Raw genomic sequence first — 24,044 nt, 5'->3', positions numbered from 1 at the left:
TCGAGCTGTGTGGGAGGTGAACCGGCGGCCGGGGCGGGCCGGGAGCGGGCTGGTCAGACCCGCTCCGGACACCACCGCGCGCCGCGTTGCCCGGCCGCGACGGCGGGGCGGGGCAACGGCGGTACCGGCGATCTGGCCCGGCCTCGCAAGGCTTCACACCATGTGGGGTTGGTGCGGGGGCCGTTCGTGGCGGGGAAGACCGCCGGTGGGCAGACAGTAGGCAACGCGGGGATGAACTCGATACGGGGAAAACCCTTGTCGCCCCCCTGCCCGTGCCCAGGGGGCTATCGGGGCGGGTGGAGGGTGCGGAAGTAGGTCCAGCTGGTCTCGTTCGGCCCGGTCCACTTCTCGGGGGCGTGGGCGAACTCCGGGTGGTGGGCGGCGATGTACGCGCGGGTGCGTTCGGGGGCGTCTTCGTAGGAGGCGAGTTTGCGACCGCGACAGTGGAAGGTGAGGCCGCCGGGCCGCGCGCCCTGTTCCATCCAGGGCAGCCACGGGGACATCCGGGTCCAGGACATCGTGGCGGGGACGCTGGGCGCGTCGGTCGTCAGGACGGTCGCCGGCGCGAAGAACTGGAACAGCTCCAGGGCCCGGTAGGTGTCGTCCGCCGAGTTCAGCGGGTACTGGGCGACGGGCAGCGGCGAGGGGTAGGAGAGGGGGATCTCCAGGCTGAAACAGACCTGGTCGCCGAGGTCGGTCACGGGCACGGGGAAGGGCCGCCAGGCCTGGTTCGCCGGGTCGTTCCAGACGTGCACCACCGGCTTGCCCTCCCAGGTCTCCAGGATCTCGCGGCTGCGCGGGTCCAGGTAGAAGGCGGCTTCCCGGGTGAGGAGCCGGTACGTCCCCTCCTCCTCGCCCTCGCCGGCGGCCAGCCGGGCCACGTTGAGGCCCTCGAAGCCGAAGAGGTGCCGGTAGGGCTCTCCCGGTGCCCAGGAGTGGACGTCTCCGGTCCACCAGAAGGTCACCTCGCTGCCGTCGAGCGAGGCGCGGGTGCGGGCGAGGGCGAGGAGGAGCTCGGCGGGCGTCATGGCGTCCACTGTGCGCGGTCGGCGGTCGCCCCGGCAAGGAGCGGCGCGGCCAACCGGCCTCGGGTGCCGGTGCGTTGACGGCAGCGGGTGCAGGGGCCGGCCGTCCGGGCCCGGGCGGCCGCGGGCGGGCGCGGTTGACTCGGGTGGCGGGCACCGGCAACCGTGAGCGCCATGGGGAACGAACACCGACTGCTCGCGCTGCTGGTCTGCCTGGTCCTGGGCGGCGGGCTGTGCGCCGCCGTGCTCGGGGCGTCGCGCGCGGCCGGGCCGCGCGCGGGCTCTGCGGCGGCGGACTTCGCCGCCCCGCGCGACATGTCCCCCGAGCCGGGACTGCTCCCCGCCGGCCCCGACGCGTCGAGCGGCACGGTGACGGTGGATTGCGGCCGCAACGGCGAAGGGCACTACAACCAGGACAACCTGGTGGTCTCCCCGGGGCTGTCGGCGGGCGCCCACCACACCCACGCCTACGTGGGGAACCTGTCCACCGACGCGCTGTCCACGGACGCCTCCCTGGCGGCCGCGGCCACCAGCTGCACGGGCGGCGACCGGTCGACGTACTACTGGCCGGTCCTGCGCCGCACGGACCGGCCGGGCCGGGATCCGCACGAGAACGCGGCGGGACACGGCAACGCCGGCGAGATCGTGCCGGAGGCGGCGGTGACGGTGGAGTTCCGGGGCAGCCCGGTCGAGAAGGTGGTGCCGATGCCCCGGTTCCTGCGCGCGGTGACCGGCGACGCGCTCGCGTACACGGCGGGCCCCGAGGCGCAGGTCCGGGCCCGGTGGGGGTGTTCGGGCTCCCCCGGTCGGGCCTCCGCGCACTATCCGCGCTGTCCCGCCGGGCAGCGCGTCACCCGGACCCTGGTCTTCCCCAGCTGCTGGAACGGGCTGGACACCGACAGCCCCGGACACCGCTCGCACCTGCTGTTCCCCGCCGCCAGCGGCGTCTGCCCCCAGGGCACCTTCCCGGTTCCCCAGCTGCGCGTGTCGCTGGCGTACGACCTGCCCCCGGGAGTGCCCTTCGCGCTCGACTCCTTCCCCGAGCAGCTGCACAGCCCCAAGACGGACCACGCGATGTTCGTGGACGTGATGACCGACGAGCGGATGCGGGACGTGGCCGACTGCCTCAACGACGGCCGCACCTGCCGTACCTGATCCCCGCACCCGGCCCGTGACGCGGGTCACATGAACCGGGGCCGGCCGGGGCTCGTGTTCGGACCGCACCCACGCAAGCGAGGAAGACGGAGAGGGTGAGATGGCCGGACCACTGTGGCCCCGCACTCGGCGGGGCTCGACCGATGAGGCACTGATCACGTCGGTGTACGAGGAGCACGGCCACGCCCTGCTCGCCTACGCCACCCGGCTCACCGGGGACCGGGCCGCCGCCGAGGACGTGGTGCAGGAGACCCTCCTGCGGGCCTGGCGGCACTCCGAGGTCCTCGTCAACGGGAAGGGCTCGGTACGCGGCTGGCTTCTCACCGTCGCCCGCAACATCATCACCGACCGCTACCGCGCGAAGGCCGCCCGGCCGCCGGAGGTTTCCGGTGCGGCTGCCGCTCCCGCGGTGGAGGTGGACCACGCGGACTTGGTCGTCGACACCATGACGGTGCTCGGCGCACTGGACCGGCTCACCCCGGAACACCGGGACGTCCTGACCGAGTTGTACTACCGCGAGCACAGCGTCGCCGAGGCCGCCGACCGGCTCGGCATTCCGGCGGGCACGGTCAAATCGCGTGCGCACTACGCCCTCAAGGCCCTGCGGGAGGTCTTCGCGGACGGCACCGGGGAAGGCAACAGGAGCAAACGATCGGGCAGGCCGCCCCAGCAGCCCGGCGGACTGCGGGAGGTGGTGGCATGAGCCGGCAGCGGCACGAGGAGGAACTCCTCGGCCCGTACGTACTCGGAGTCCTCGACGAGGCGGACGTACGGCGCGTCGAGGAGCACGTCGGCGACTGCGTGCAGTGCCGGGAGGAGGTGGCCGCGTTGCGCGAGATGGAGAGGGCCCTGGGGGAGGTCCCCGCGGAGGCGTTCCTCGACGGGCCCCCGCAGGGCGGTGACCTGCTGCTGCGCCGGACGCTGCGCCAGGTGCGCAGCGAGCGCGCGGCGCGGGCGCGCCGGCGCTACGGGCTGACGGGAGTGGCCGCGGCCGCCGCGCTGGCCGCCGTGTTCTGGGCCGGTACTCAACTGGGCACGGGCGGCGCGGACGACGTCGCCGGGGCCCCGCCGCCGTCCCCGTCCGCATCGTCCGCGCCGTCGGCGGTGCCCGGGACCCGGGTGGCCTCGGCGACGGACCGGGGCACGGGAACCCGGATGACGGTGCAGGTGGTGCCGGCGGCGGCATGGGTACGGGTGCACGCGGCCGTGACCGGTGTGCCGGCGGGCGAGCGCTGCCGGCTGGTGGTGGTCTCCCGGGACGGTACGCGCAGCACGGCGGGCGGCTGGGTCGTGGGCACCACGGAACTCGGCGAGGGCAAGGGCGCCGCACTGGACGGCTCGGCGGCGGTGGCGGCGGCCGACGTCAAGGAGGTCCTGGTCGAGAACGAGGCGGGCAAGACCTTCGTCGCGGTCCCGGTCCGGGCCTGACGCCCCCCGGACGTGACGGAGCCCGGGAACATATCCAGTTCCCGGGCTCCTGCGTGCCACCCAATTGCGCACACCGGCGGCGTTTAAGAGTCGCGGATCAGTCTTAAACCGACGTGTTCTGCCTTTGAACTACCGCGCCACGAGGAGAGGCGCAGGAGGGACTTGAACCCCCATCCGTCGATGATCGTCCGCGCTCGGTCGATCCGGTGTTCGGCGGCGAATACTGAGACTGGAGCGAGAATCTGAGATTCAGGGGCCGCCTCTGCCAGCTTGGGCCACCCCCGCGCGTGGTGCGGGGGGAGGGATTCGAACCCCCAACTGACACCCCATGTCAGCTTCAACATCAGTTTCAGCTTGCGCTCTTCGCGCCACCCCCCGCTCGCACGGGGGGCGATCCGGGGGCTACCTGAACAGGTAGCCGAACACGGCGTCACCGATCCGCTGGTCGGTGACCTCCACGCTGTTGGCCTCCTCGCGGGCGTATTTGACGGCCTGCTGGATCTTCTCGACCCGGTCGAGGAGTTCGTTCACGCGGCGCGCGGGCAGCGCCCCGGAGAACTTCACCGTGGTCCAGTAGCCGACCGGGACGTCCTCGTAGTACACCTCGACCTGGGCCGGGTGCTTGTCGGTCGCCTCCGCCTTCACGTGGTTGCGCGGGACCTTCTTCGTGCGGATGGTGCGGACCGGGTCGGTCTTCCACGAGTCCGTCGAGGGATCCAGGTTCCAGGACTCCGAGGCGTCCAGCACCGGCAGCTTCCGCACGAAGGTGTGCAGGTCCGTGAGCTGCTTCTCCAGGAAGAGCAGGTACGGGACCGGCACCTGGGCCAGCAGCACCTGCCCGTCGACGACCACGTCGGCGGCGGCGCTGCGGTTGGCCCAGTCCTTCGTGGCCGTCACGTCGAAGAGGCGGGTGAGGGTGCCTGCGGTCGCACGCAGCACGTCCTCGGCCTTGATCTGCACCCGGGTGGACTCGGGCGGCAGTTGCTCGCCCTCCTCGTCCTTGGGCTGGTAGGTCCGGGAGATGCCCGCGAGCAGGGCGGGCTTCTGGACGTCCTGGTGAGCCTGGGTCAGCTCCTGGAGCGACTTGGACTTGACGCCCTTTTCGACGGCGATGATCTGATTCAGCTTGGGCACGCGATCAACTTAGCAGGGCTCCTCGTACGGGCATTCGTATTTTTCCGCGGCCTCGGAACGCTCAGCGCAGGCGGACCGGGAGGTCGAACAGGTCGTTCTGGGTCAGGATCGGCTTGTTGCGCAGCTCCTCGCGCGGGACGGCGAGGGTGAGGTCGGGGAAGCGGGCGTAGAGGGCGGGGAGCGCCACGAGGGCCTCCAGCCGGGAGAGCGCCGCGCCGGGGCAGACGTGCGGGCCGTGGCCGAAGGAGATGTGCCGGTTGGGGGTGCGGGTGACGTCGAACTCGCCCGCGTCCGCGCCGTGCTGGGCCTCGTCGCGGCCGATGGCGCCGAAGGAGACGATCAGGCCCTCGCCCTTCGGCAGGATCCGGTCGCCCACCTCGATGTCCTCGGCCGCGAAGCGGATCAGGACGTGCGAGGTCGGGGTCGACCAGCGCAGGGTCTCCTCGATGACGTTCTCCCACGGCACTTCGCCCTTGAGGACGCGGGCGCGCTGCTCGGGGTGGGTCTCCAGGGCGACGACCGCGTTGACGATCAGGCTGATGGTGGTCTCGTGGCCGGCGGCGACCATCAGCTGGAGGGTGTTGGTGATCTCCTCGGTGGTGAGGTGGTCGCCGTTCTCCGAGGCCGCGATCAGGGCGCTGGTCAGGTCGTCGCCCGGGTTCTCGCGCTTGGACTCCACGATCCGGGAGAACAGTCCGGCCAGGTCGGCCATCATCTGCGGGACTTCGTGCGGCGGCGTCTGCGTCGAGAAGAACTTCTCGAACAGCGCCTTGAGGAGCGGGTGTTCGGCGCTGTCGACACCCATGAGCTCGCTGATGACGTTCATCGGCAGCGGGTAGGCGAACTCCGCCTTGAGGTCCACGCTCTCGCCGGCCGGCAGCTCGGCCAGCCGGTCGAGCATCCCGGTCGTCAGGGCCTCGATGCCGGCCCGCAGCTTCTCCACCCGGCGGACGGTCAGGGCCTGCGCGACCAGGCTCCGCAGGCGCCGGTGCTCGTCGCCGTCGACGGTGAGCATGGAGCGGCCCGGGTTGGCGAGGCCGATCAGCGGCCAGTCCGGCGGGATCTCTCCGCGCTGCCAGGCGCCCCAGACGCCGATGTCCTTGACCAGGCGGGCGTCGGTCAGCAGGGCCCGCGCCTGCGCGTGGTGCGTGACGGCGTACACGTCGACGCCGCCGGGCAGGACGACCCGGGCCAGCGGTCCGGCGGCGCGCAGCGCGGCGCTCTCGGCGTCGAGGTCGGCGACGAAGGGGTCCAGGGTGATGGCGGCGGGTTCCGTGTGGTCGATCGGGCACGTCATCGGGAGGCTCCAAGGGCGGGGGTCGGGGTGAAGGTCACGGGCAGCGCGGTCAGACCGCGCAGCCAGGGCGAGGGCCGCCGGGCGAGGTCGGCGGCGGGCACGGCGAGGTCGACGTCCGGGAGCCGGTCGAGGAGCACCTCGATGCCGGTCCGGGCGATGGCCTCGGCGACCTCCTGGGCGGGAAAGGGGCAGCGGTGTTCGCCGTGGCCGAAGGAGAAGAAGGCGTTGTTGCCGCCGGTCAGGGCTCCGGCGTCGGTGCGCACGTGCGGGTCGGCGTTGGCGGCGGCCAGGCCGAGCAGCACGAGGTCGCCGCGGTTGATGCGCTGTCCGCCGAGGTGGGTGTCGCGGGAGGTCCAGCGCCCGGCCACGTTCTGGGTGGGCGTGTCCTCCCACAGGACCTCGTTCATCGCCTCGCCGACGCTGTGCCGACCGCCGGCGAGGGAGGCGGCGAACCGGTCGTCGGTGAGCATGAGGCGCAGGGTGTTGCCGATCCAGTCGGCCGTGGGCTGGTGGCCTGCCGCCAGCATCACCATCAGGTCCTGGGCGATCTCCTCGACGGTGAAGTCGCCCCGGGCGGCGAGCATCCGGGAGACGACGTCGTGGTCCGGGCGCACCAGCTTGTCGGCGATGAGTGCGAACATCGACTCGGCGAGGTGGCGCTGGCCGTCGAGGGCGCCCTCACGGCCGTTGATCATGTCGTTCATGGCGGTGACGAGGCCGGGGCCCTGCTCGTCGGAGAATCCGTAGATCCGGGCGAGGACGCGCAGGGGCAGCAGCATCGCGTACTCGCCGACGATGTCGCACTCGCCCTTGCCGCACAGCACGTCGATCAGTTCGTCCGCGAACCGTTCGGCGTGGCCCTTGAGTTCGAAGGGGTCGACGGCTTCCAGCGCCCCGGAGACGACGGCCGCGCGCTCGCGGTGGCGTTCGCCGACGGTGTAGAGGATGGAGGGCTGCTTGCGGCCGATCATCGGGAGCAGGGGCCAGTCGGCGGGGATGCGGTCCCACTGGTTCCACAGCTCCGAGTCGCGGGTGAAGAGCTGCGGGTCGCTGGTGACCTGGTGCAGCTCGCGGTAGCCGAGGACCAGCCAGGCCGGTACGTCGCCGTCGAGGACGACGGGGGCGACGGCGCCGTGCTCGCGCCGCATCTCCCGGTACAGCGCGAGGGGGTCGGTCTGGAACCGCGGCCCGCCGAGGTAGACGGGCTGCGGTTCGCGGTCGGCGGGGGTGGTCACGGGGTGGGCTCCGGGGTGTGGGACAGGGCGGCCGTCTGGAGGTGGCGGACGAGGGAGATCAGGACGTCCTTGCTGGAGGCGCGCGAGCGGGCGTCGCAGAAGACGAGCGGCACCTCGGGCGGCAGGTCGAGGGCCGCGCGGACCTCTTCGGCGGTGTGGCCGGGGCCGCCGAAGTCGTTGCAGGCCACGACGAAGGGGGTGCCGTGGTGTTCGAGGCGGTCGATGGCGTACCAGGAGTCGGCGAGCCGACGCGTGTCGACGAGGACGACCGCGCCGAGGGTGCCGGAGAACAGCCGGTCCCACAGGAACCAGAAACGTTCCTGCCCGGGAGCGCCGAAGAGGTAGAGCACGTTGTGCGCGTCGAGCGTGATCCGGCCGAAGTCGAAGGCGACCGTGGTGGTGTTCTTCCCGGCGACGCCGTCGGTGTCGTCGACCCCCTCGCCCGCCTTGGTCATGGTCTCCTCGGTGTTCAGCGGCCGGATCTCGCTGACCGAACGGACCATGGTGGTCTTGCCCACTCCGAAGCCGCCGACGATGACGATCTTCAAGCCGTTGTCGGCGGTGCTGCTGAGGGTCTGCCGGGTTTCACGCCGGTCAGAGGTTGCGGAGTCCAACGAGCACCTGCTCCAGGATGTCGGGGTCGGGAAGGCGGTACGCCGCACGCGGGTGCCGGGCGCTGATCCGGCCGGTGCCGAGGAGGTCGGCCAGCAGGATCCGCACGATCGACACGGGCAGGCCCAGCTCGGCGGCGATCTCGACGACCGCCGCCGGGTACCGGCACATGCGCAGGATCGCCGCGTGTTCCGACTGCATGCCGGGAACCGGATCGCATTCGGCGACGATCAGCGTGACGAGGTCGAAGGCGTCCGAACCGGAGCTGCTGCGGCCGCCGGTCAGGGTGTAGAGCCGGTCCGGGGAGTCGTTTCGGCCCGGCCTGGTACGGCTCAACCCCGGGGCCTCGCGATCAAATGCTCGCTCAGCTGTTCCACCAGTTCGGACATGTTGTGGCCGACCAGGCCCGCGTCCGCGTCGTCGGCGGCGACGAGTGCGAGGTGTGCGCCTTCCCCGGCCTCGACGATGAACAGGATGCCACCGTAGAACTCGGCCATCGCGGAGCGGACTCCCCCGGTGCCGTCGCCGAACTCGATGGACGCGCCGTGCGACAGGCTCTGGATGCCGGCGGCGATCGCGGCGAGCTGGTCGGCCTGGTCGACGGAGAGCTCGGGGGTGCGGCACAGCTTGAGGCCGTCCCGGGAGAGCACGAGCGCGTGGCGGGCGCCGGGGGTGCGTTCCAGGAGTCCTTCCAGGAGCCAGCTGAGCGTCTCGTCGGTCGTGGAGCCGGTCATCGCGTGTTGCCTTCCGGGAGCGGGGGGTTCGGGGGCTGCTGCGCCGACGCGCCGCGCACGGCCTGCCGGAAGCTGCCGAAGCGGGCGGCGGACTGGGAGGCGCCGGTCGGGGCGCCCTGGGTACGGGCCGCGCGGGCGGCGGCTTCGGGTCCTTCGGGGTGGGCGGCGGCCAGGGTGCGGCCGCGTCGCCGCTGGGGCAGGCCGCCGTCGCCGGTCCGCGGGGTCCCGTCGGCGGATCCGGCATCCTCGCCGGGGGCCGTGGGTGCGGCGTCCGGGGCGTCGTCCCGCAGGGACGGGATACGTTCCTTCGTGCGCCCGGCACCACCAGAGCCGACGCCGCCGCCGCGCGGGCCCGGCCCGTGTTCCGCGGCCGGTTCCCCGGTCCGCGCCCCGGCGGCGGCGGCCGGGGCGGCCACCAGCGCGGGCGTGGGCCCGGCTTCCCCCGGGGTGCGGCTGATCAGCTCGTGCGGCAGCATCATCAGCGCGCCGGTACCGCCGCGCGCGGAGGGCCGGAAGGACACCGTCAGCCCGTGCTTGCGGGCGAGGCGGCCGACGACGGCGAGCCCGAGGCGGGTGCCGGAGAGCCCGGCCAGGTCCAGGGACTCGCCGGCCACGGCCTGTTCGGCGCGGCGCAGCTGGACCTCGCTCATGACCAGGCCGCTGTCCTCGACGGTGATGACGATCCCGGCCGGCACCTCCTCCACGTACACGTGGACTTCCGCGGTCGGCGGGGAGAAGTTGGCGGCGTTGTCCAGGAGTTCGGCGAGGGCGTGCATGACCCCCTCGGCGGCGTGCCCCGCGACGGCGGCATCGCTGGTGGAGTGCAGGCGGACCCGCTGGTAGCCGCCGATCCGGCCCATGGCGCCGCGCAGGATGGACTCCATGACGATCGGCTTCGACCAGCGGCGGCCCGAGCGGGCTCCGGTGAGGACGGCGATGGAGTCGGCGAGGCGTCCCGCCTGGGCGGTGCGGTGGTCGAGGTGCAGGAGGTCGCCGAGCACGTCCTCGTCGGCGTGCCGGTGTTCCATCTCGCGCAGGTCGGCCAGCATGCCGGTGGCGAGGGCCTGCATCCGTCCGGCCGCGTTGGCGGCGGCGGCCATCGCCGCGGCCCGCCCGGACTGGGCGCGCCGCAGCTCCTCACCGAGCCGCTCGCGCTCGGTGAGCTGGGTGATGGCCGCCAGGTCGAGCTCGACCCTGTGGGCGGTCCTCAGCCGCTCCAGTTCCGCCGCGTGCTCCTTCGTGAGGCGCGCCACCTCGGCGGTGCGGGCGGCCGCGTCACGGGCGGCGTCGGCGGTGAGCCGGGCGATGTGACCGTCCCGGGCGGCGAGGTCCGCGTTCAGACCGGCGATCCGGCCGCGCAGCAGGCGGCTGCCCCGCGTCAGCCAGGTGACGGCGAAGGCGGCGAGCGAGAGCAGCAGGACGCCGAAGAGCGAGAACCAGCCGAGGGGGACGCGGACGTCCGACGGGGCCGCGGCCACCGCCGCCGTGCAGAGCACTCCGGCCGCAACCGCCGTGACGAGCAGGGCGAGCGCGGAGGGGCGAAGGGGGGAGGGCGACGCCGTCATCAATCAAAGCCTCAAACCGGGGCGTAAATGGAAGAGAGGGTTCCTGTGGCAACAAGCCATCACTATAAGAGAATTGTTGATCAGTTTGGAAAGTTCTTGGTAAACGTGACGCTGAGTAATGGCCAATTAAGGCACTTCTCATGCGTTTTCTGGGGAATCCCCGGCCGCTACCGGACGATCATCACATTGCGGCCATGGCATCCTGTGACGTCACAACTCGCCGGGCGGGATCGGCGGACGTCCGGAAAATATGGGGAAGGTCCATGAGGCTCTGCTTCCTGGTGGAGGAGCACTACCGCCACGACGGCATGCCGAACGAGGTGATCCGGCAACTGAGCGCGTGGGGCCACCAGGTGGACGTGCTGCGGCCGGGCGGCTCGCTGTTGCGCATGACCGACCTGGTGCGGTCCGGGGTACACGACGCCTGGGTGCTCAAGACGGTGTCCGGTGGCCCCGGTCTGACCCTGCTCGAAGCGGCCGCGGCGACCGGGATGACCACCGTCAACGACGCCCGCTCGATCCGCGGCGTACGGGACAAGGCGCTGGCCGCCGCCATCGGTCGCGCCCGGGGCCTCCCGCTGCCGCCCACGTACGCCGTGGCGCGCCCCGAGCTGCTCGCGGAGGTCCCGGCGTCCGAGTACCCCCTGGTCGTCAAGCCCGCCGACGGCAGCTCCGGCCGGGCGGTGCACCTGGTGGCCTCCCCCGACCGGCTCGCCGCGCTGCTGCCCCGGCTGGCCGGCGAGGGCATGCTCATAGCGCAGCCGTACGTGCCCAACTCCGGTATCGACATCAAGGTGTACTGCGTGGGCGGGGAACTGTTCGCCACCGAACGGTGCTCCCCCATGCACCCGGACCGCTCCGTGCGCGAGCGGCGGGTGCCGCTGCCCGCCGAGGTGGCCGCGATCGCCGCGCAGGTCGGCGTGGTGTACGGGCTCGACCTGTACGGACTGGACGTGCTGCTGGGCCCCGACGGGCCGGTGGTGGTGGACGTGAACGACTTCCCGAGCTTCCGTCAGGTGCCCGAGGCCGCGGCCCGCGTGGCCCGGGCCGTGCTGGACCTGTCCCGCAACGGTGGCGCGGCGCCGATCCCGCCCCCGCGGACGGAGGGGCTCCACGTGTCCATCCCGGCGCAGGTTGCGGCCCGGGCGGGTGACGGCGCGTGAGGGTCGGCCTGATCACCCCGGACGCCGGGCATCCCCTGCTGGCCGGGGCGGCCGCCGCGCTGGCCCCCGCGCACGAGGTGGTGGTGCTCGATCCGCGGGATCCGGACGCGGAGGCGGTGGCGGGCCGGGTGCGGGCCGACGTGTACCTCCTCAAGGCCCGCGATCCCCGGGCGCTGGAGCTGGCACGGGCCCTTGAGCGGCGGGGCGCGCCGGTGGTGAACACCGCGGCGGCCACGGAGCGCTGCCAGGACCGCAGGGGCATGGCGGAGCTGGCCCGCCGGGCCGGGCTGCCCTTCGCCGCGACCACGGCCTTCCCTTCGCTGGACCGGCTGGCCCTGCAGGCCGGCGACGGCCCGGGCCTGCCGGGGCTGCCCTGGCCGGTCGTGGTCAAGAGCCGGCGCAGCCGCAAGGGCGACCTGGTGGCGCGGGTCGACGACGCGGCGCGGCTGCGGGAGCTGTCGGCGGGGTGGGGAGAGGAGCCGGTGGTGGTGCAGGCCTTCGCCGCCAACAACGGCTGGGACCACAAGATGTACGCCATCGGCGACCGGGTCTTCGCGGGGCTACGGCGCTCGGAGCTCGTCCGGCAGGACGCGGAACCCGCCCGTTCCCGGACCGCACCGCCTCCTCACTGGGCGGAGTTGACGCTCCGTGTGGGCGAGGTCTTCGCGCTGGACGTCTACGGGGTGGACTTCCTCGACACCGGCGACGGCACTCCGCTGATCGTGGACGTCAACGCCTTCCCGGGCCTGCGGGGCCGCACCGGCGCCCCGGAGGCCCTGGCGGCGCTGGCCCTGCGCAGGGCCGGATGACGCCGGCTCTCTAAGCAGCCCGGGTGCTGCGCCGCCTGGCCCCGCGACGGCTGAGGACCCGGCCGAGGAGGACGGCGACGGCTGCGGTGAGGGCTCCCGCCACCGTGAGGAGCCAGGCCGGGACACCGCCGACGGTGAGGAGTTCGTCGTGGTAGACGGCCCGCCGGTACGGGGTGTCCTTGGCGGTGGCGCGCAGTTCGTGGTCGCCGTCGATGCGGGACGGCTCGGGGAACTCCTGCTCGATCGCCGTCAGGAACACCGGCGCGGCGGAGCCGGTGAGTTCCGCCACGGGGCCCTGCGGGGTGATGGTCCCGGCGAAGGCCACCTTCGGCGCGGCTCCGCCGATCGGGGAGAGCGGCTCCATCCGGTGTGCGGCCAGGACGTACAGCCCGAGCGACTGGGCGGCCTGGGCCATCCGGGAGAGCCGCATCGGGTAGACGAGCCGGTCGCTGTCGAAGCGGATCCGCAGCGGGTCGAGGTCTCCGCGCAGCGCCTTGGTCCGGTCGCGCGGGGCGAGGCGGACCGCTACGTACTCCCACTTCTGGTCGACGTACGGCCGCAGCTCCGTGGAGAGCCGGTCCGGCAGCTTGAAGCCGTTGGTCTCCAGCCAGCGCTCGAGGGCATCGGGGTCGGTGGCCGTCAGCCGCGCGACGTCGAAGTCGCCGAGCTGTTCGCGGCCGACGACGCCCACGGACGGGGCGCCGGGCATCGCGGCGCCCACTCCGTCACGGGAACCGGAGGAGAAGGGCCAGTCCGCCTCGCGCGGCCAGAAGTAGCTGCGGGTCCTGCGCTCGGGCACGGTGAGCCGGCCGAGGTCGGTGAAGAGTTCCGCCTTGCCGAGTTCGACCGTGGCGCGCCCGGGCACGGGCATGATCCAGGCGGCCTTCTTCGCGTCGCCGTCGACCCTGAACCGCATCACGATCTGTTCGGTCCGGCCGTCCCAGCGCACGACGGAGGTCTCCCGTTGCACGCCGATCCGGGAGAAACCGTCGGGGATCATCGCTCCGCAGCCGCACGCGTAGGCCGGACCCACCAGGGACCCCAGCTGCGTCGCGAGCAGCGCGAACAGCAAGGTCAGGACTCTTCGTCTCATCTTCACGTTCCACACGGCGTCTGGGACGACCGGCCTGCGGATCCGGTTCCTCGCCCTCTGGTACGGCCGCGCTTGGAGATCTCATAATTGCGCCATGAAACGGACGGACAAGCCGCTGCGCAGCCCGCTGGTACCGGAGGCGGTGGAGGCCGAGATCGCGCGGCACGACTGGGAGTCCATCCCGTGCGGCTGCGGGCGTTCCGCCGGTCATCTCCAGGACGTGCTGTGGGACGCGGCCGAAGGGCACCCGGCCGCCTTCCACGCCCTGGCGGGGCACGTCTTCACGCCCGCCAGGCTCCAGCCGCCCGCCCCGGCCGCGTGCGGTGTGCTGATGGCCGTGTGGGCGGCGGGACCGCCCAGGGAGACCACCCGGGAGGCCCTGCTGTGGACGCTGCTCGCCCTGCTGGGTACGGAGGACGACGGCGGCTCCCATGAGGCCGGCCTGTACGGGCAGTGCGCCGCGTTCATCCGCACCGCCCTGCCCACGCTGCGCCGCGAGGCCGCGTACGCCCCCGGCTCGGTGACCGGCGCGTACGCGAAGGGCGTGGTGGAGATCCTCGACCTCTGCGCGTGATGCGCGCGCCCCTGCGGCCCCGGCCCGGTCCGGGTCCCGTCAGGCGGGCGGACGCCGGGTCAGGCACTCCCGCAGGACGTCCACGGTGACGTCCTCCAGGGTCCGGGCAAAGGTACGCGCCGGGGAGCGCGGCACCGGCAGCAGGGACGGCACCACCAGTACCGCACAGCCGGCGGCCTCCCCGGAGGCCGCGCCGTCCGGGGAGTCCTCCACGGCGACGCAGCCGGCCGGGGCGACGCCGAGCCGCTCGGCGGCCGCCCGGTAGGGGTCCGGGTGCGGCTTGGTCAGTGTGGTGTCGTCGGCCGAGACGGTGTGGGCGAACGGGACCCCGGCCAGCGGGCCTTCGAGCACCGCGTCCACGACCAGCCGGGGGGAGGCGCTGACCAGCGCGAAGGGGACTCCCCGGGCCTCTAGGGCGCTCAGCAGCCGCCGTGCGCCCGGGCGCGGCGGCGCTCCGGCCCGCACCCGGCGCAGGAACCCTTCGGTGAGCGCGGCGCCCACCTCCTCGGCGTCGCCCGCGCCGCAGACCCGTACGAGGTGGGCGGAGGTGTCCTCCACCGCCCGGCCGACGACCTCCGGCGCGTCGGCGTCGCCCAGCCGGTGACCGAGGCCGGCTGCGGTCTCCTCGGTGGTCTCCCACCACAGGCCCTCGGTGTCGACGAGGGTGCCGTCCATGTCGAACAGGACCGCGGCGAGGGCGCTCATGCGGCGCTCGCCACGACGAGAACGGACCGCTCGGCCAGGCCGACGGCCGCCCGCGCCCCGGGAACCAGGTCGCCCGCCGCGCGCGAGGGCAGGTCCGCCTTGATCGGCTCGCCGCCCGGCAGGTCGAGGTGGAGGCGGGTGACGGCGCCGAAGAAGGAGGCGGAGACGACGGTGGCCGTGCCGTCCGGGTCGGCGGTCGCGGTGACGTTCTCGGGCCGCACCAGCACCTGGACGTCCGGTCCCGCGGGCACGGGGCCGTCCACGGGCAGGCGGGCGCCCAGGACTTCCACGGTCCCGGAGCCCGTGAGCCGGCCCGGCAGCCGGTTCATGGTGCCGACGAACCCGGCGACGAAGGCGGTCGCGGGCCGCTCGTACAGCTCGGCGGGAGCGGCGCACTGTTCGAGCTTCCCTGCGTTCAGCACGGCGACCCGGTCGGCCATCGACAGGGCCTCCTCCTGGTCGTGCGTGACGAACACGGTGGTGATGCCGAGCGACGACTGGAGACGGCGGATCTCCTCGCGCAGGTTCGCCCGTACCTTGGCGTCCAGGGCGGACAGCGGCTCGTCGAGCAGCAGCACCCGCGGGCGCAGGGCCAGGGCGCGGGCCAGCGCGACGCGCTGCTGCTGGCCCCCCGACATCTGGTGCGGGTAGCGGTCACCGTGGTCGGGCAGTCCGACGAGGTCCAGGAGTTCGGCCGCCCGTTCGTGGCGCTGCGCCGCGCCGACCTTGCGCACGCGCAGGCCGAAGGCGACGTTGTCGCGGGCGCTGAGGTTGGGGAAGAGACTGTACGACTGGAAGACCATCCCGGCGTCTCGGCGGTTGGCCGGCACCGCGGTGATGTCCTGGCCGTCTACCAGGACCTCGCCGGCGTCGGGCTGCTCGAAGCCGGCGACGACGCGCAGCGCGGTGGTTTTGCCGCAGCCGGACGGGCCGAGCAGGGCGATGAGCTCACCGGGTGCGATCGTCAGGTCCAGTCCGTCGAGGGCGACGGTGGAGCCGAACGTGCGGCGCAGGCCGCGGAACTCCAGGCGCGCGCCCGCGGCTGCGCCGGCGGCCGTCGTGCCCGCCGGCTTCCGGGCCGCGGGAAGGGTGGTGGACATGCGGGTCAGGACTCCTTGCGGGAGGTGGTGACGGGCGCGGAGGCCGCCACGGAGGGGCCGGTTCCGGCACGCGAGAGGACGAGCAGCAGCATCCAGGTGATCATCAGGCTGAGGAGGGAGACGGCCACCGACATCCGGGCCTGGGCGCCGGAGATGGAGACGATCCACACCGCGAAGGGACGGAAGCCCAGGAGGGAGGCGATGGTGAACTCGCCGAGCACCAGCGCCAGGGTGAGGAAGGCGGCTCCGGCGAGCGAGCCCCGCAGGTTCGGCAGCAGGACGCGCAGGACCACCTACGGCCAGCTCGCGCCGCAACTGCGGGCGGCTTCCGCGAGGGTGGGCACGTCGATGGCGCGCAGACCCGAGTCGAGGGAGCGGTAGACGAAGGGCAGCGCCAGCACCGTGTACGCGAGGACGAGGACGACGGGGAACCGCTCGTCCTGGACGGCGATGAAGGTCTGGTAGAGCGGGGTCCGCGAGAGGTGCTCGGGCCCCCAGCGCAGCACGGTGGTGATGCCGGTGACCAGGGCGATGGGCGGCACCACCAGCGGCAGCATGCACGCCACCTCCACGACGGGGCGCAGTTTCGGCGAGCCGATCCGCACGGCGACCAACGCGGGCACCGCGAGGAGCAGCGACAGCGCGATGGTGGCGGCGGCCAGGCTCAGGGACAGCAGCAGGCTCTCGGTGAAGCCGTCGGCGCCGAGCAGCTCGGTGTACGCCTCGAAGCCGATGCCCCGGCCGGGCACGTGCACGGTGAAGACGAAGGAGGCGATCAGCGGGGTGAGGAAGTACGCGCCCGCGAGCGCGAGTACGGCTCCGCGCCAGACGCGGGGGCGGCGGGCGGCCCGGGGTGCGGCGGCCCGGGGTACCGGGGCCGCTTCGGGTGCGTCCGTCTGCGGCACGGCCGGGGTCATCGCAGCCATCGGGCGCTCCGTCGCTGGAGGGGCAGGTAGACCGCCATGACCAGGCCGGCGATCAGGATCATGTCGAGGCCGAGGGCGAGCGCCACGTTCTCCTGGCCGGTGAGGACGTTGCCGGACAGGGCGTCGGCGATCTTCAAGGTGACCAGCGGTACGGAACCGCCGACGAGCGCGGCGGCCGTGGCGTGCGCGGCGAACGCGGTGCCGAAGAGCAGGACGAACCCGCCGAGCAGGGAGGGCGCGAGCACCGGCAGGCCGACGTGGCGCCAGAACTGCCACCCGCTCGCCCCGTTGTTCCGGGCGGCTTCGCGCCACTGCGGGCGCAGGCCGTCCAGCGCCGGGACGATGACGAGCACCATCAGCGGGATGAGGAAGTAGAGGTAGACCACGGTCAGGCCGGTGAAGGAGTACAGGTTCCAGCCGAGGCCCGTCAGGTCGGCGAGCCGGGTGAGGACCCCGGAGATGCCGACGGTCGCGATGAACGCGAAGGCGAGCGGGACGCCGCCGAAGTTGGCGAGCACCCCCGAGGCGGTCAGGGCGGCGAATCGGGAGGTGACCACGGCCTGGGCGGTGAGGACGCCGAGCACTCCGCCGGTCAGCGCGGTGAGGGCGGACAGCTGGACGCTGCCGATCAGGGAGCCGAGGTAGGGGCCCTGGAGGGAGCGCGCGAGGTGCTCGCCGGTCAGGCGCGTGGCGCCGGTCGTGGCGTCGGTGCTGGTGACGGCGCCGAAGGCGAGGGCGCCGAGCGGGATGCCGAAGCAGAGTCCGGTGAAGGCGAGGAGCGGGAGGACGGCGAGCCAGGTGCGCGGGCCGCGCCGCCGGCGACGGTTGCCGCCGGCGGTCCCGATCGTGTGGGTGGGAGTGGGGGCAGACATCAGGAGAGGGCCTTGTCCCACTTCTCGGCGAGCGTGGCCTTGGCCTTGTCGAGTTCGGTGGAGGCGGGGAACTCGGGGGTGCCCTGGACCTGCGGGAGCCTGGTGACGGCGTCCTTGTCGGCGGTGCCGTCCTGGGTCATGGCGGGAAGGAGCACCGGGCGGGCGTGTCCCTTGAGCCACAGGTTCTGGCCTTGGGCGCTGTAGAGGAACTCCATCCACAGGCGGGCGGCCGCCGGGTTCGGTGCGTCCTTGTTGATGGCCTGGGAGTAGTACTGGGCGTAGACGCCGTCGGTGGGGACGGCGACCTTCCAGTCGACGCCCTTGCCCTTGAACTGCTCGGCGTAGCCGGCGTTCAGGTAGTCCCAGTCGATGGAGATGGGCGTCTCGCCCTTCTCGACGGTGGCCGGGGTGGACTCGACCGGGATGAAGTTCCCGCTCTTGCGGAGCTGCCCGAAGAAGTCGATGCCCGGCTGGATGTCGCCGAAGGACCCCTTGTTGGCGAGGGCGGCCGCATAGACGCCGCCGAACGCCGAACCGGACTTGGTGGGGTTGCCGTTGAGGGCGACCTTGCCCTTGTACTCGGGCTTGAGCAGGTCGGCGAAGGTCTGCGGGCAGGTGGGGATCTTCGCGGCGTCGCAGCCGATCGAGACGTAGCCGCCGTAGTCGTTGTACCAGCGGCCGTCGGCGTCCTTCTGCGACCCGGGGATCTTGTCCCAGGCGGTGACCTTGTACGGGGCGAAGAGGTTCTCGCTCGCGCCGCTGCGGGCGAAGGCGATGCCGAGGTCCAGGACGTCGGGGGCGCGCTCCTGGCCCTTGCGGGACTTGACCGCGGCGATCTCGTCGGCGCTGGAGGCGTCCGGGTTCTCGCTGCCGACCTTGATCTTCGGGTACTTGGCCTGGAAGGCCTTGAGCATCTCGCCGTAGTTCGCCCAGTCGGCGGGCAGCGCGATCACATTGAGCCGGCCCTCCTTCTCGGCGGCGGCGACGAGGCCCTCCATGCCGCCGAAGTCGGCGACCGAGGCGGCCGCGCCCGGCTGGACCTTGCCCGTGGCGTCGCCGGTGGCACCGGCGGACTGCTGGTCGGGGGCGGCACCACACGCGCTGAGCGTGGTGAGGACGGCGGCGCCGAGCAGAACGGCCGCACCGCGACGGGCGGAGGAACTGAGCACGGTCTCTCCCAGAGAAAGAACCTGACAGGGGGTTTCACTTGTCTGAACAAGTTGGCTCCAGTTCGCCCGGGTCCGCTGTACGGACGGTGAACGGGGCCTGTCCCGGGGCGCACGGCTCGAGGAAGAGCGGAGATTGACCGGAAGAGGGCGTGACAAGACAGGGTTCAATGATCATGAGTGGCATACCGGTCGGTTCGGCGAGGGGGCGTGGCAGTCGCGTGGGCAGCATCAGATATCTGGAGATCGCCGAGGCTCTGCGCGCGGCCATCCTGGGCGGCGAGTACCCGGTCGGGGCGCGGCTGCCTTCGGAGAGCGACCTGGCCGCCCGCTGGTCGGCGTCGCGCGGGACGGTCCGCCAGGCGGTGGCCACGCTCGCGGCGGAGGGGCTGATCGGCTCGCGGCAGGGTGCGCGGCGGATCGTGCTGCGGCAGGAGCGCAAGCACAGCTTCAGCGAGTTGAACAGCTTCGCGCAGTGGGCGGAGGGGCTGGGCCATGAGGTGTCGAGCCGCTTCCTGTCCCGGGTCCGCCGCCCCGCCACGGCGGAGGAGGCGGAGCGGCTGGCGGTGGCCCCGGGTGCGGAGGTCCTCGCCGTGCTGCGGCTGCGGCGGCTCGACGGGGAGCCGGTGATGGTGGAGCGGACGGCCTACGCGGACTGCGTCGCGGCGGCGGTCGAGGCGATGGCCGAGGACTGCCGCTCGGTGATGGACGGGCTGGCCAGGGACTGGGGGGTGGTCGCCCAGTACGGCGAGCACCTCATCGACGCGCTTCCGGCGGGCAGTGAGGACGCGCGGCTGCTGGAACTGCGGCGCGGCAGCCCGCTGCTGCGGCAACGTCACGTCTCGGCCACCCGCACCGGCCGCCCGATCGAGTGGTCCGACGACCGCTACCGTGCGGGCAGCGTCACCTTCAGCGTGAGCAACTCGGCGGTAACCACTCCCCTGGCCCGCCGCGCAGGCGACGGCTGACCGCTCGTCAGCGCGCTGCCAGGGCCCCGGGCGGCCGGCATCCCGACGGCGCCCCGGCCCTGCGGGCGCGCGGCGGCCGCCGCGAGGACGGCGCAGGTCGCGCCACGCAGTTCGCCGGGCCCCCGGCCAGGCCCGTCACTGCGGGTCCTGGCGGCGGGTGCGGTTGCGGCGGCGGGTGGGGCCGTCTTCCTCGGCCGGCGGGAGCCGGTCGCGGGCCTGGCGGGCGGCCCGGTCGGCGGCCCGGCGGTGCTTCTCGGCCGCGGCGAGCTCCGCGTGGGCCTGCTCCCGGGCCGCCCGGGCCCTGGCGGCGTCCCGCTCCAGCCGCTCCACCTCCGCGTCCGCCGAGGCGACCCGCCCGAGGGCCCGCTGCCGGGCCTCGTCGGCGGCACGCAGCTCCTCCTCGCCGGCGGCCACCGCCCGTTCGGCCTCCCGCCGCGCCTCGGCCCGCCGCTCGGCGTCCCGTTCGCCCTCCCCCGCCCCGGCCCGGCCCGCTTCCCCGCGAGCCGCACCGGCCCGGCCGGCGGCGCGGGTCACCGCGTCCCCGGTCGGCGTCGGGAACTCCGTCACCGGCGGCGGGGGCTTCGAGAGCCGGCCCGAGGCCCACTCCTCGGCCGCCGCGGGGTCGGCGAGGACGGTGTGCAGGATCTGCTCCACCTCCCGCTCCACCGCCTCCGAAACCGGCGTCCCCGCCTCCTCGGCCAGCCGTACGGCTTCCCGTGCGAGCGCCCCGATCACCACGTGCTGCTGGTGCGAGAGGTCCCGTAGCTGCTCCCCGTCCAGCGCCCGGTGCGCCTCCCGCAGCGCCTGGCCGAGCTGGAGGAACTGCCCCACCTCCTCCGGATCGGCCCGCACCAGCGTGTTCGACGCCCACGCGGCCAGCGTCGGCCGCCGCAGCCCCGCGACCCGTTTCGCGGCGGCCTTGTCCCCCGCGGCCTTCAACCCGGCCGCGGCCGCGTCCCGGGCCGCCGTGAAGCCCGCGGGCGGCGACGCGTACAGCGCGTCGATGACCTGTTCGACGTCGTCAGAAGCATCCACGCCGACCACTGTCGGTCATCGCCGCCCGGGTACGGCGGACCCCGCCCCCGCGCGCCGCGTACGGGCGTCACTTCCACGGGCCGGATGTCGTTAGCCGCACGGGGTTGACTCGGGGGGCGAAGGGATGACGGAATGCGGCAGTTTCCTCTGGAGATGCACACCTTGGCGCCCGGACGGGTGGTCGAGTGGCGGGTGCGGTCCACGGCCGCCCGGGCCAATGGCCCGGGCGGCGCGGCGGGCAGGAGGGCGTCCTTCAACCAGGACAAGCACTTCACGGTGGCCGAGGAGAGCCGGGGAGCCGACGACCCGGTGGCGTCCTGGCTCGCGGTGACGTTCGAGGTGCGCGGTCCGCTCGACCAACAGGCCCTCGCCCAGGCCCTGCTGGCGTTCGTGCGGCGGCACGAGGTACTGCGGTGCGAGTTCCGGCGCCTGGCCGGGGAGGTGGCGTGCGAGCCGCTCGCCGCGGACGAACTGGCGCTGGACGCCGTACCGGTGGGTGAGTTCGCGACCACCGATCTGCTGCGCGCCTTCCTCGCGGAACGCTTCCGGCGGAGCATCGACACGCTGTCCTGGCCGCTGTTCACCATGGGTGCGGTGTTGCGCGAGGACTCCGCCACCGTCTACCTCGCCTTCGACCACATCGTCTGCGACGGCATGTCGATGCCCATCGTGGTGAACGAGGTGCTGACCGCCTACGAGGCCCTGTGCCGGGGCGAGAGCTCCGCCCTGCCGGCCACCGCTCCCAGCTACCTCGACTTCGCCGAGGAGCAGCGCCGCCGCTACCTGTCCATCGACGCGGGCGACGAACGGCTCGGCTACTGGAAGTCGTTCATCGCGCGCAACGGCGAGTTCTTCCCGAGGTTCCCGCTGGACCTCGGCGTGGAGCCGGACCGGATGTACCCCATCGTCAACGAGGCCTCGCCGCTGCTGGACGCCGGGGAGGCGGAGGTCTTCGACAAGTCCTGTCTGGCAGTCGACGGCAAGCCCTTCATGGGGGTGCTCGCGGCCGTCGCGCTGTCGCTTCGGGAGGCCGGCGGGCCGGGCGTGTACCGGGGGTTCATGCCGGTGAGCGAGCGCGGCCGCGACGGCTGGTCCGATTCGGTCGGCTGGTTCGTGAACACGATGCCGATCGAGTTCGACGCCTCGCCCGGGCGGGATTTCGCCCAGGTCATGGCCGGGATCCGGGCGGGGTTCGGGGAGTTGCTGCGCCATATCGACGTGCCCTTCGTGCGGGCGTGGGAGCTGTTGGCGCCGCAGGAGTTCGCGGCCCGTTCCTGGCCCTACCCGGTGAACTTCTTCTCGTACATCGACATGCGCAAGTGCCGGGGCGCCGAGCGGCACGAGGACTGGCGGCCCGCCACGCACGTGTGGTCGGCGCGCGCGAACGGGGCCTGTTCCTGGTACCAGCGCGACGCGGACGGTCTGCACATGAACTCGATCTACGTCGACACCCCCGCCGCCCGCCGCACCATGGGCGACTTCCAGGAGGCGCTCCGCGAGACGGTACGCGACATCGCCCTCTCGGGCGGTTTCCGGCGTCCGATCGCGCTGACCGCGCCCCGCCGCCCGCTGGACACGCCCGTCCGGGCCTGATCACGGCCAGCCCCCGGAGCGCGCCCGGCCCAGCAGCAGTTCCCGTTCGCGCGCGTTGCGGGTGAGGGAGGCGGCCCGTTCGAACTCGGCGCGGGCTTCCGCCCGGCGGCCGAGCCGCTCCAGCAGGTCCCCCCGCACGCTCGGCAGCAGGTGGTAGGCGCGCAGCGCGGGATCCGCCACGAGGGCGTCGACCAGCGGCAGGGCCGCTTCGGGGCCTTCGGCCATGGAGACGGCGACCGCCCGGTTCAGCTCGACCACCGGTGAGGGGACCAGCCGGACCAGGCGTCCGTAGAGTGCGGCGATGGTCTTCCAGTCGGTGTCCTCGTACCGGACGGCCCGGGCGTGGCAGCCCGCGATGGCCGCCTGGAGGGAGTAGGGGCCGGTGCCGGCGCGGCCGACGGCCTCGAAGCCGCGCCGGATGAGCATGCGGTTCCATTTGGCCCGGTTCTGGTCGGCGAGCAGGACCGGCTCGCCGTCGGGGCCGGTGCGGGCCCCGATCCGGGAAGCCTGGAACTCCAGCAGCGCCGCCAGGCCGTGGACCTCTCCTTCGTCGGGCATCAGAGCGGCCAGCACCCGGGCGAGCCGCAGGGCGTCCTCGCACAGGGCGGGGCGGACGAGGTCGTCCCCGGCGGTGGCCGAGTAGCCCTCGTTGAAGACGAGGTAGATCACTTCCAGGACGGAGGCGAGCCGCGCTTCGCGAGCGGCTCCGTACGGGACTTCGAACGGCACCCCGGCCTTGGCCAGCGCCCGTTTGGCGCGGACGATGCGCTGGGCGACGGTGGGCTCGGAGGTGAGGAACGCCCGGGCGATCTCCTGTGTGGTCAGGCCGCCGACGAGGCGCAGGGTGAGCGCCATCCTGGCTTCCGCACCCAGCACGGGGTGGCAGGCCGTGAAGACCAGGCGCAGTACGTCGTCGTCGATGTCGTCGGGGGCCGCCGGTTCGGCCGGGGGCGGTACGTCCTCCAGGGTGCGGCCGACCTCCGCGAGCTTGCGCGCGTAGGTCTCCTTGCGCCGGACGAGGTCGACCGCGCGGTTGCGGGCGGTGGTCATGAGCCAGGCGGCCGGGTTGTCGGGGATCCCGGACCGCGGCCACTGTTCGAGCGCGGCGACCAGGGCGTCCTGGGCGAGTTCCTCCGCGATGCCCACGTCCCGCACGATCCGGGCCACGCCGGCGATGATCCGCGCGGACTCGATCCTGTACACCGTTTCGACCGTCTGGGCCGGGGTCACTGCCGTCACGGCCACCCATCAGAGCAGCCGTGACGGGGCAGGGCAAACGGGGCTCGCCCGTGGGACGCGACCGGCTCGCGACCGGCCCGTCGCAGGCCGGCCCGGTCGCTTCGGCCGCGGGCTCAGCCCTCCGCGATCTGCCGGAGTTCGACGCCCACCGTCCACTCCTCGGGGTGGATCTCCAGGAAGCGCTTGGTCCACTCCAGCGCCTCCGCCTTGTCCTTGGCCTGGAGGAGGGCGTAGCCGCCGACGACCTCCTTGGTCTCGGTGAAGGGGCCGTCGGTGTAGCTCAGCTTGCCCCCGGACCAGGTGACACGGGTGCCCTCGGAGGTGCGGAGCAGTCCGGCGGTGTCCAGCATCACCCCGGCCTTGGTGATCTCCTCCATCAGTGCGCCCATCCGCTGCAGGAAGTCCTCCGGGAAGGGGGTGTCCTCGGGGAGGCTCTGCTCGTCGATGCGGACCAGGGAAAGGAAGCGCGGCATGGTGACTCCTCGGTCGGTGGGCGGGGGCTGTCCCCGCCTTTCACTCCTGTGTCGAACGGGAGGCGCCCGGATCGACAGCTCCCGGAAAACTTCTTCGGATTCTTTTCGGGGACGCCCGGCTGCTTCGCCGGATCACCCCGACC

General features: G+C 73.1%; 24 protein-coding genes and 1 pseudogene. 8 read left to right on the top strand and 17 right to left on the bottom strand.

The window, feature by feature from the left end; genetic code table 11:
- Positions 1–284: 284 nt before the first annotated feature.
- Positions 285–1,028 (bottom strand): DUF1838 family protein, encoded by a 744-nt coding sequence (locus OG861_RS28070; protein WP_329192851.1) that lies wholly within the window; start codon positions 1,026–1,028, stop codon positions 285–287.
- A 171-nt stretch (positions 1,029–1,199) separates the two neighbouring features.
- Here OG861_RS28070 and OG861_RS28065 point away from each other — a divergent pair, with 171 nt between their 5' ends.
- The 3 genes from OG861_RS28065 (at position 1,200) to OG861_RS28055 (ending at position 3,608) form a co-directional block, all read left to right on the top strand.
- Complete coding sequence (locus OG861_RS28065; protein WP_329192853.1) at positions 1,200–2,180, top strand: DUF1996 domain-containing protein; 981 nt, start codon at positions 1,200–1,202, stop codon at positions 2,178–2,180.
- Positions 2,181–2,280: 100 nt separating this feature from the next.
- Positions 2,281–2,883, top strand: coding sequence for a sigma-70 family RNA polymerase sigma factor (locus tag OG861_RS28060; RefSeq protein WP_329192855.1), 603 nt, complete (start codon positions 2,281–2,283; stop codon positions 2,881–2,883).
- Positions 2,880–3,608 carry an anti-sigma factor family protein gene (locus tag OG861_RS28055; protein ID WP_329192857.1) on the top strand — a complete coding sequence of 243 codons (729 nt, stop codon included), beginning with the start codon at positions 2,880–2,882 and terminating at the stop codon, positions 3,606–3,608. The genes OG861_RS28060 and OG861_RS28055 overlap by 4 nt, the downstream gene beginning before the upstream one ends.
- A 402-nt stretch (positions 3,609–4,010) precedes the next feature.
- On the opposite strand, the gene OG861_RS28050 is transcribed toward OG861_RS28055, so the two are convergent.
- From OG861_RS28050 to OG861_RS28020, 7 genes are all read right to left on the bottom strand, one after another.
- On the bottom strand, positions 4,011–4,742 hold the full coding sequence (locus OG861_RS28050; protein WP_329192859.1) for a DUF7873 family protein: 732 nt from the start codon (positions 4,740–4,742) through the stop codon (positions 4,011–4,013).
- 61 nt (positions 4,743–4,803) lie between these two features.
- The gene (locus OG861_RS28045; protein ID WP_329192861.1) at positions 4,804–6,039 is read right to left on the bottom strand and encodes a cytochrome P450 family protein; all 1,236 of its coding nucleotides are present in this window, start codon (positions 6,037–6,039) and stop codon (positions 4,804–4,806) included.
- The gene (locus tag OG861_RS28040; protein WP_329192863.1) at positions 6,036–7,274 is read right to left on the bottom strand and encodes a cytochrome P450; all 1,239 of its coding nucleotides are present in this window, start codon (positions 7,272–7,274) and stop codon (positions 6,036–6,038) included. The genes OG861_RS28045 and OG861_RS28040 overlap by 4 nt, the downstream gene beginning before the upstream one ends.
- Positions 7,271–7,888, bottom strand: coding sequence for a GTP-binding protein (locus OG861_RS28035; RefSeq protein WP_329192865.1), 618 nt, complete (start codon positions 7,886–7,888; stop codon positions 7,271–7,273). The genes OG861_RS28040 and OG861_RS28035 overlap by 4 nt, the downstream gene beginning before the upstream one ends.
- Complete coding sequence (locus OG861_RS28030; protein WP_330261893.1) at positions 7,869–8,222, bottom strand: DUF742 domain-containing protein; 354 nt, start codon at positions 8,220–8,222, stop codon at positions 7,869–7,871. Before OG861_RS28030 ends, OG861_RS28035 begins: the two co-directional genes overlap by 20 nt.
- On the bottom strand, positions 8,219–8,620 hold the full coding sequence (locus OG861_RS28025; RefSeq protein WP_329192868.1) for a roadblock/LC7 domain-containing protein: 402 nt from the start codon (positions 8,618–8,620) through the stop codon (positions 8,219–8,221). The genes OG861_RS28030 and OG861_RS28025 overlap by 4 nt, the downstream gene beginning before the upstream one ends.
- Positions 8,617–10,185, bottom strand: coding sequence for a sensor histidine kinase (locus OG861_RS28020; protein ID WP_329192870.1), 1,569 nt, complete (start codon positions 10,183–10,185; stop codon positions 8,617–8,619). Before OG861_RS28020 ends, OG861_RS28025 begins: the two co-directional genes overlap by 4 nt.
- Positions 10,186–10,448: 263 nt before the next feature.
- Here OG861_RS28020 and OG861_RS28015 point away from each other — a divergent pair, with 263 nt between their 5' ends.
- Together OG861_RS28015 and OG861_RS28010 are read left to right on the top strand one after the other, a co-directional pair.
- Positions 10,449–11,348, top strand: a complete 900-nt coding sequence (locus OG861_RS28015; RefSeq protein WP_329192873.1) for an ATP-grasp domain-containing protein — start codon at positions 10,449–10,451, stop codon at positions 11,346–11,348.
- Positions 11,345–12,157: an ATP-grasp domain-containing protein gene (locus OG861_RS28010; RefSeq protein WP_329192875.1), complete on the top strand. Its 813-nt coding sequence runs from the start codon at positions 11,345–11,347 to the stop codon at positions 12,155–12,157. The genes OG861_RS28015 and OG861_RS28010 overlap by 4 nt, the downstream gene beginning before the upstream one ends.
- A gap of 10 nt (positions 12,158–12,167) precedes the next feature.
- On the opposite strand, the gene OG861_RS28005 is transcribed toward OG861_RS28010, so the two are convergent.
- Positions 12,168–13,250 (bottom strand): DUF2330 domain-containing protein, encoded by a 1,083-nt coding sequence (locus tag OG861_RS28005; protein ID WP_329192877.1) that lies wholly within the window; start codon positions 13,248–13,250, stop codon positions 12,168–12,170.
- A 94-nt stretch (positions 13,251–13,344) separates the two neighbouring features.
- Between OG861_RS28005 and OG861_RS28000 the strand changes: the two genes are divergently transcribed.
- Positions 13,345–13,824, top strand: a complete 480-nt coding sequence (locus OG861_RS28000; RefSeq protein ID WP_329192878.1) for a hypothetical protein — start codon at positions 13,345–13,347, stop codon at positions 13,822–13,824.
- Between the two features lie 39 nt (positions 13,825–13,863).
- Here the strand turns inward: OG861_RS28000 and OG861_RS27995 are convergent, their stop codons facing one another.
- The 5 genes and pseudogenes from OG861_RS27995 to OG861_RS27975 all read right to left on the bottom strand — a co-directional run bounded on the left by OG861_RS27995 (position 13,864) and on the right by OG861_RS27975 (position 18,596).
- Positions 13,864–14,529 (bottom strand): HAD family hydrolase, encoded by a 666-nt coding sequence (locus OG861_RS27995; protein WP_329192880.1) that lies wholly within the window; start codon positions 14,527–14,529, stop codon positions 13,864–13,866.
- Entirely contained in the window at positions 14,526–15,629 is a 1,104-nt protein-coding gene (locus tag OG861_RS27990) for an ABC transporter ATP-binding protein (protein ID WP_329192882.1), read from the bottom strand. The genes OG861_RS27995 and OG861_RS27990 overlap by 4 nt, the downstream gene beginning before the upstream one ends.
- A gap of 5 nt (positions 15,630–15,634) precedes the next feature.
- Positions 15,635–16,555 (bottom strand): annotated as a pseudogene (locus OG861_RS27985) (ABC transporter permease).
- Positions 16,543–17,427: an ABC transporter permease gene (locus OG861_RS27980; RefSeq protein ID WP_329192884.1), complete on the bottom strand. Its 885-nt coding sequence runs from the start codon at positions 17,425–17,427 to the stop codon at positions 16,543–16,545. The pseudogene OG861_RS27985 and the gene OG861_RS27980 overlap by 13 nt, the downstream one beginning before the upstream one ends.
- On the bottom strand, positions 17,427–18,596 hold the full coding sequence (locus OG861_RS27975) for an ABC transporter substrate-binding protein (RefSeq protein ID WP_329192886.1): 1,170 nt from the start codon (positions 18,594–18,596) through the stop codon (positions 17,427–17,429). The genes OG861_RS27980 and OG861_RS27975 overlap by 1 nt, the downstream gene beginning before the upstream one ends.
- Positions 18,597–18,814: 218 nt before the next feature.
- On the opposite strand from OG861_RS27975, the gene OG861_RS27970 reads away from it, so the two are divergent.
- A complete protein-coding gene (locus OG861_RS27970) occupies positions 18,815–19,561 on the top strand; it encodes a GntR family transcriptional regulator (RefSeq protein ID WP_330261892.1) in 747 nt (248 codons plus the stop codon).
- 135 nt (positions 19,562–19,696) lie between these two features.
- Here the strand turns inward: OG861_RS27970 and OG861_RS27965 are convergent, their stop codons facing one another.
- A complete protein-coding gene (locus OG861_RS27965; protein WP_329192889.1) occupies positions 19,697–20,596 on the bottom strand; it encodes a hypothetical protein in 900 nt (299 codons plus the stop codon).
- A gap of 132 nt (positions 20,597–20,728) precedes the next feature.
- Between OG861_RS27965 and OG861_RS27960 the strand changes: the two genes are divergently transcribed.
- Positions 20,729–22,189 carry a condensation domain-containing protein gene (locus tag OG861_RS27960; protein WP_329192891.1) on the top strand — a complete coding sequence of 487 codons (1,461 nt, stop codon included), beginning with the start codon at positions 20,729–20,731 and terminating at the stop codon, positions 22,187–22,189.
- Here OG861_RS27960 and OG861_RS27955 read toward each other — a convergent pair whose 3' ends face one another.
- Both OG861_RS27955 and OG861_RS27950 read right to left on the bottom strand, forming a co-directional pair.
- Positions 22,190–23,419, bottom strand: a complete 1,230-nt coding sequence (locus OG861_RS27955; protein WP_329201978.1) for an RNA polymerase sigma factor — start codon at positions 23,417–23,419, stop codon at positions 22,190–22,192. It abuts the gene before it with no gap.
- A gap of 122 nt (positions 23,420–23,541) precedes the next feature.
- A complete protein-coding gene (locus OG861_RS27950) occupies positions 23,542–23,901 on the bottom strand; it encodes a YciI family protein (protein WP_329192893.1) in 360 nt (119 codons plus the stop codon).
- Positions 23,902–24,044: the final 143 nt, after the last annotated feature.

The organism is Streptomyces sp. NBC_00539, from assembly GCF_036346105.1.
Taxonomy (GTDB): domain Bacteria; phylum Actinomycetota; class Actinomycetes; order Streptomycetales; family Streptomycetaceae; genus Streptomyces.
Note: the sequence above shows the minus strand (reverse complement) of the source record. Positions and strands in the feature narration are given on the sequence as shown.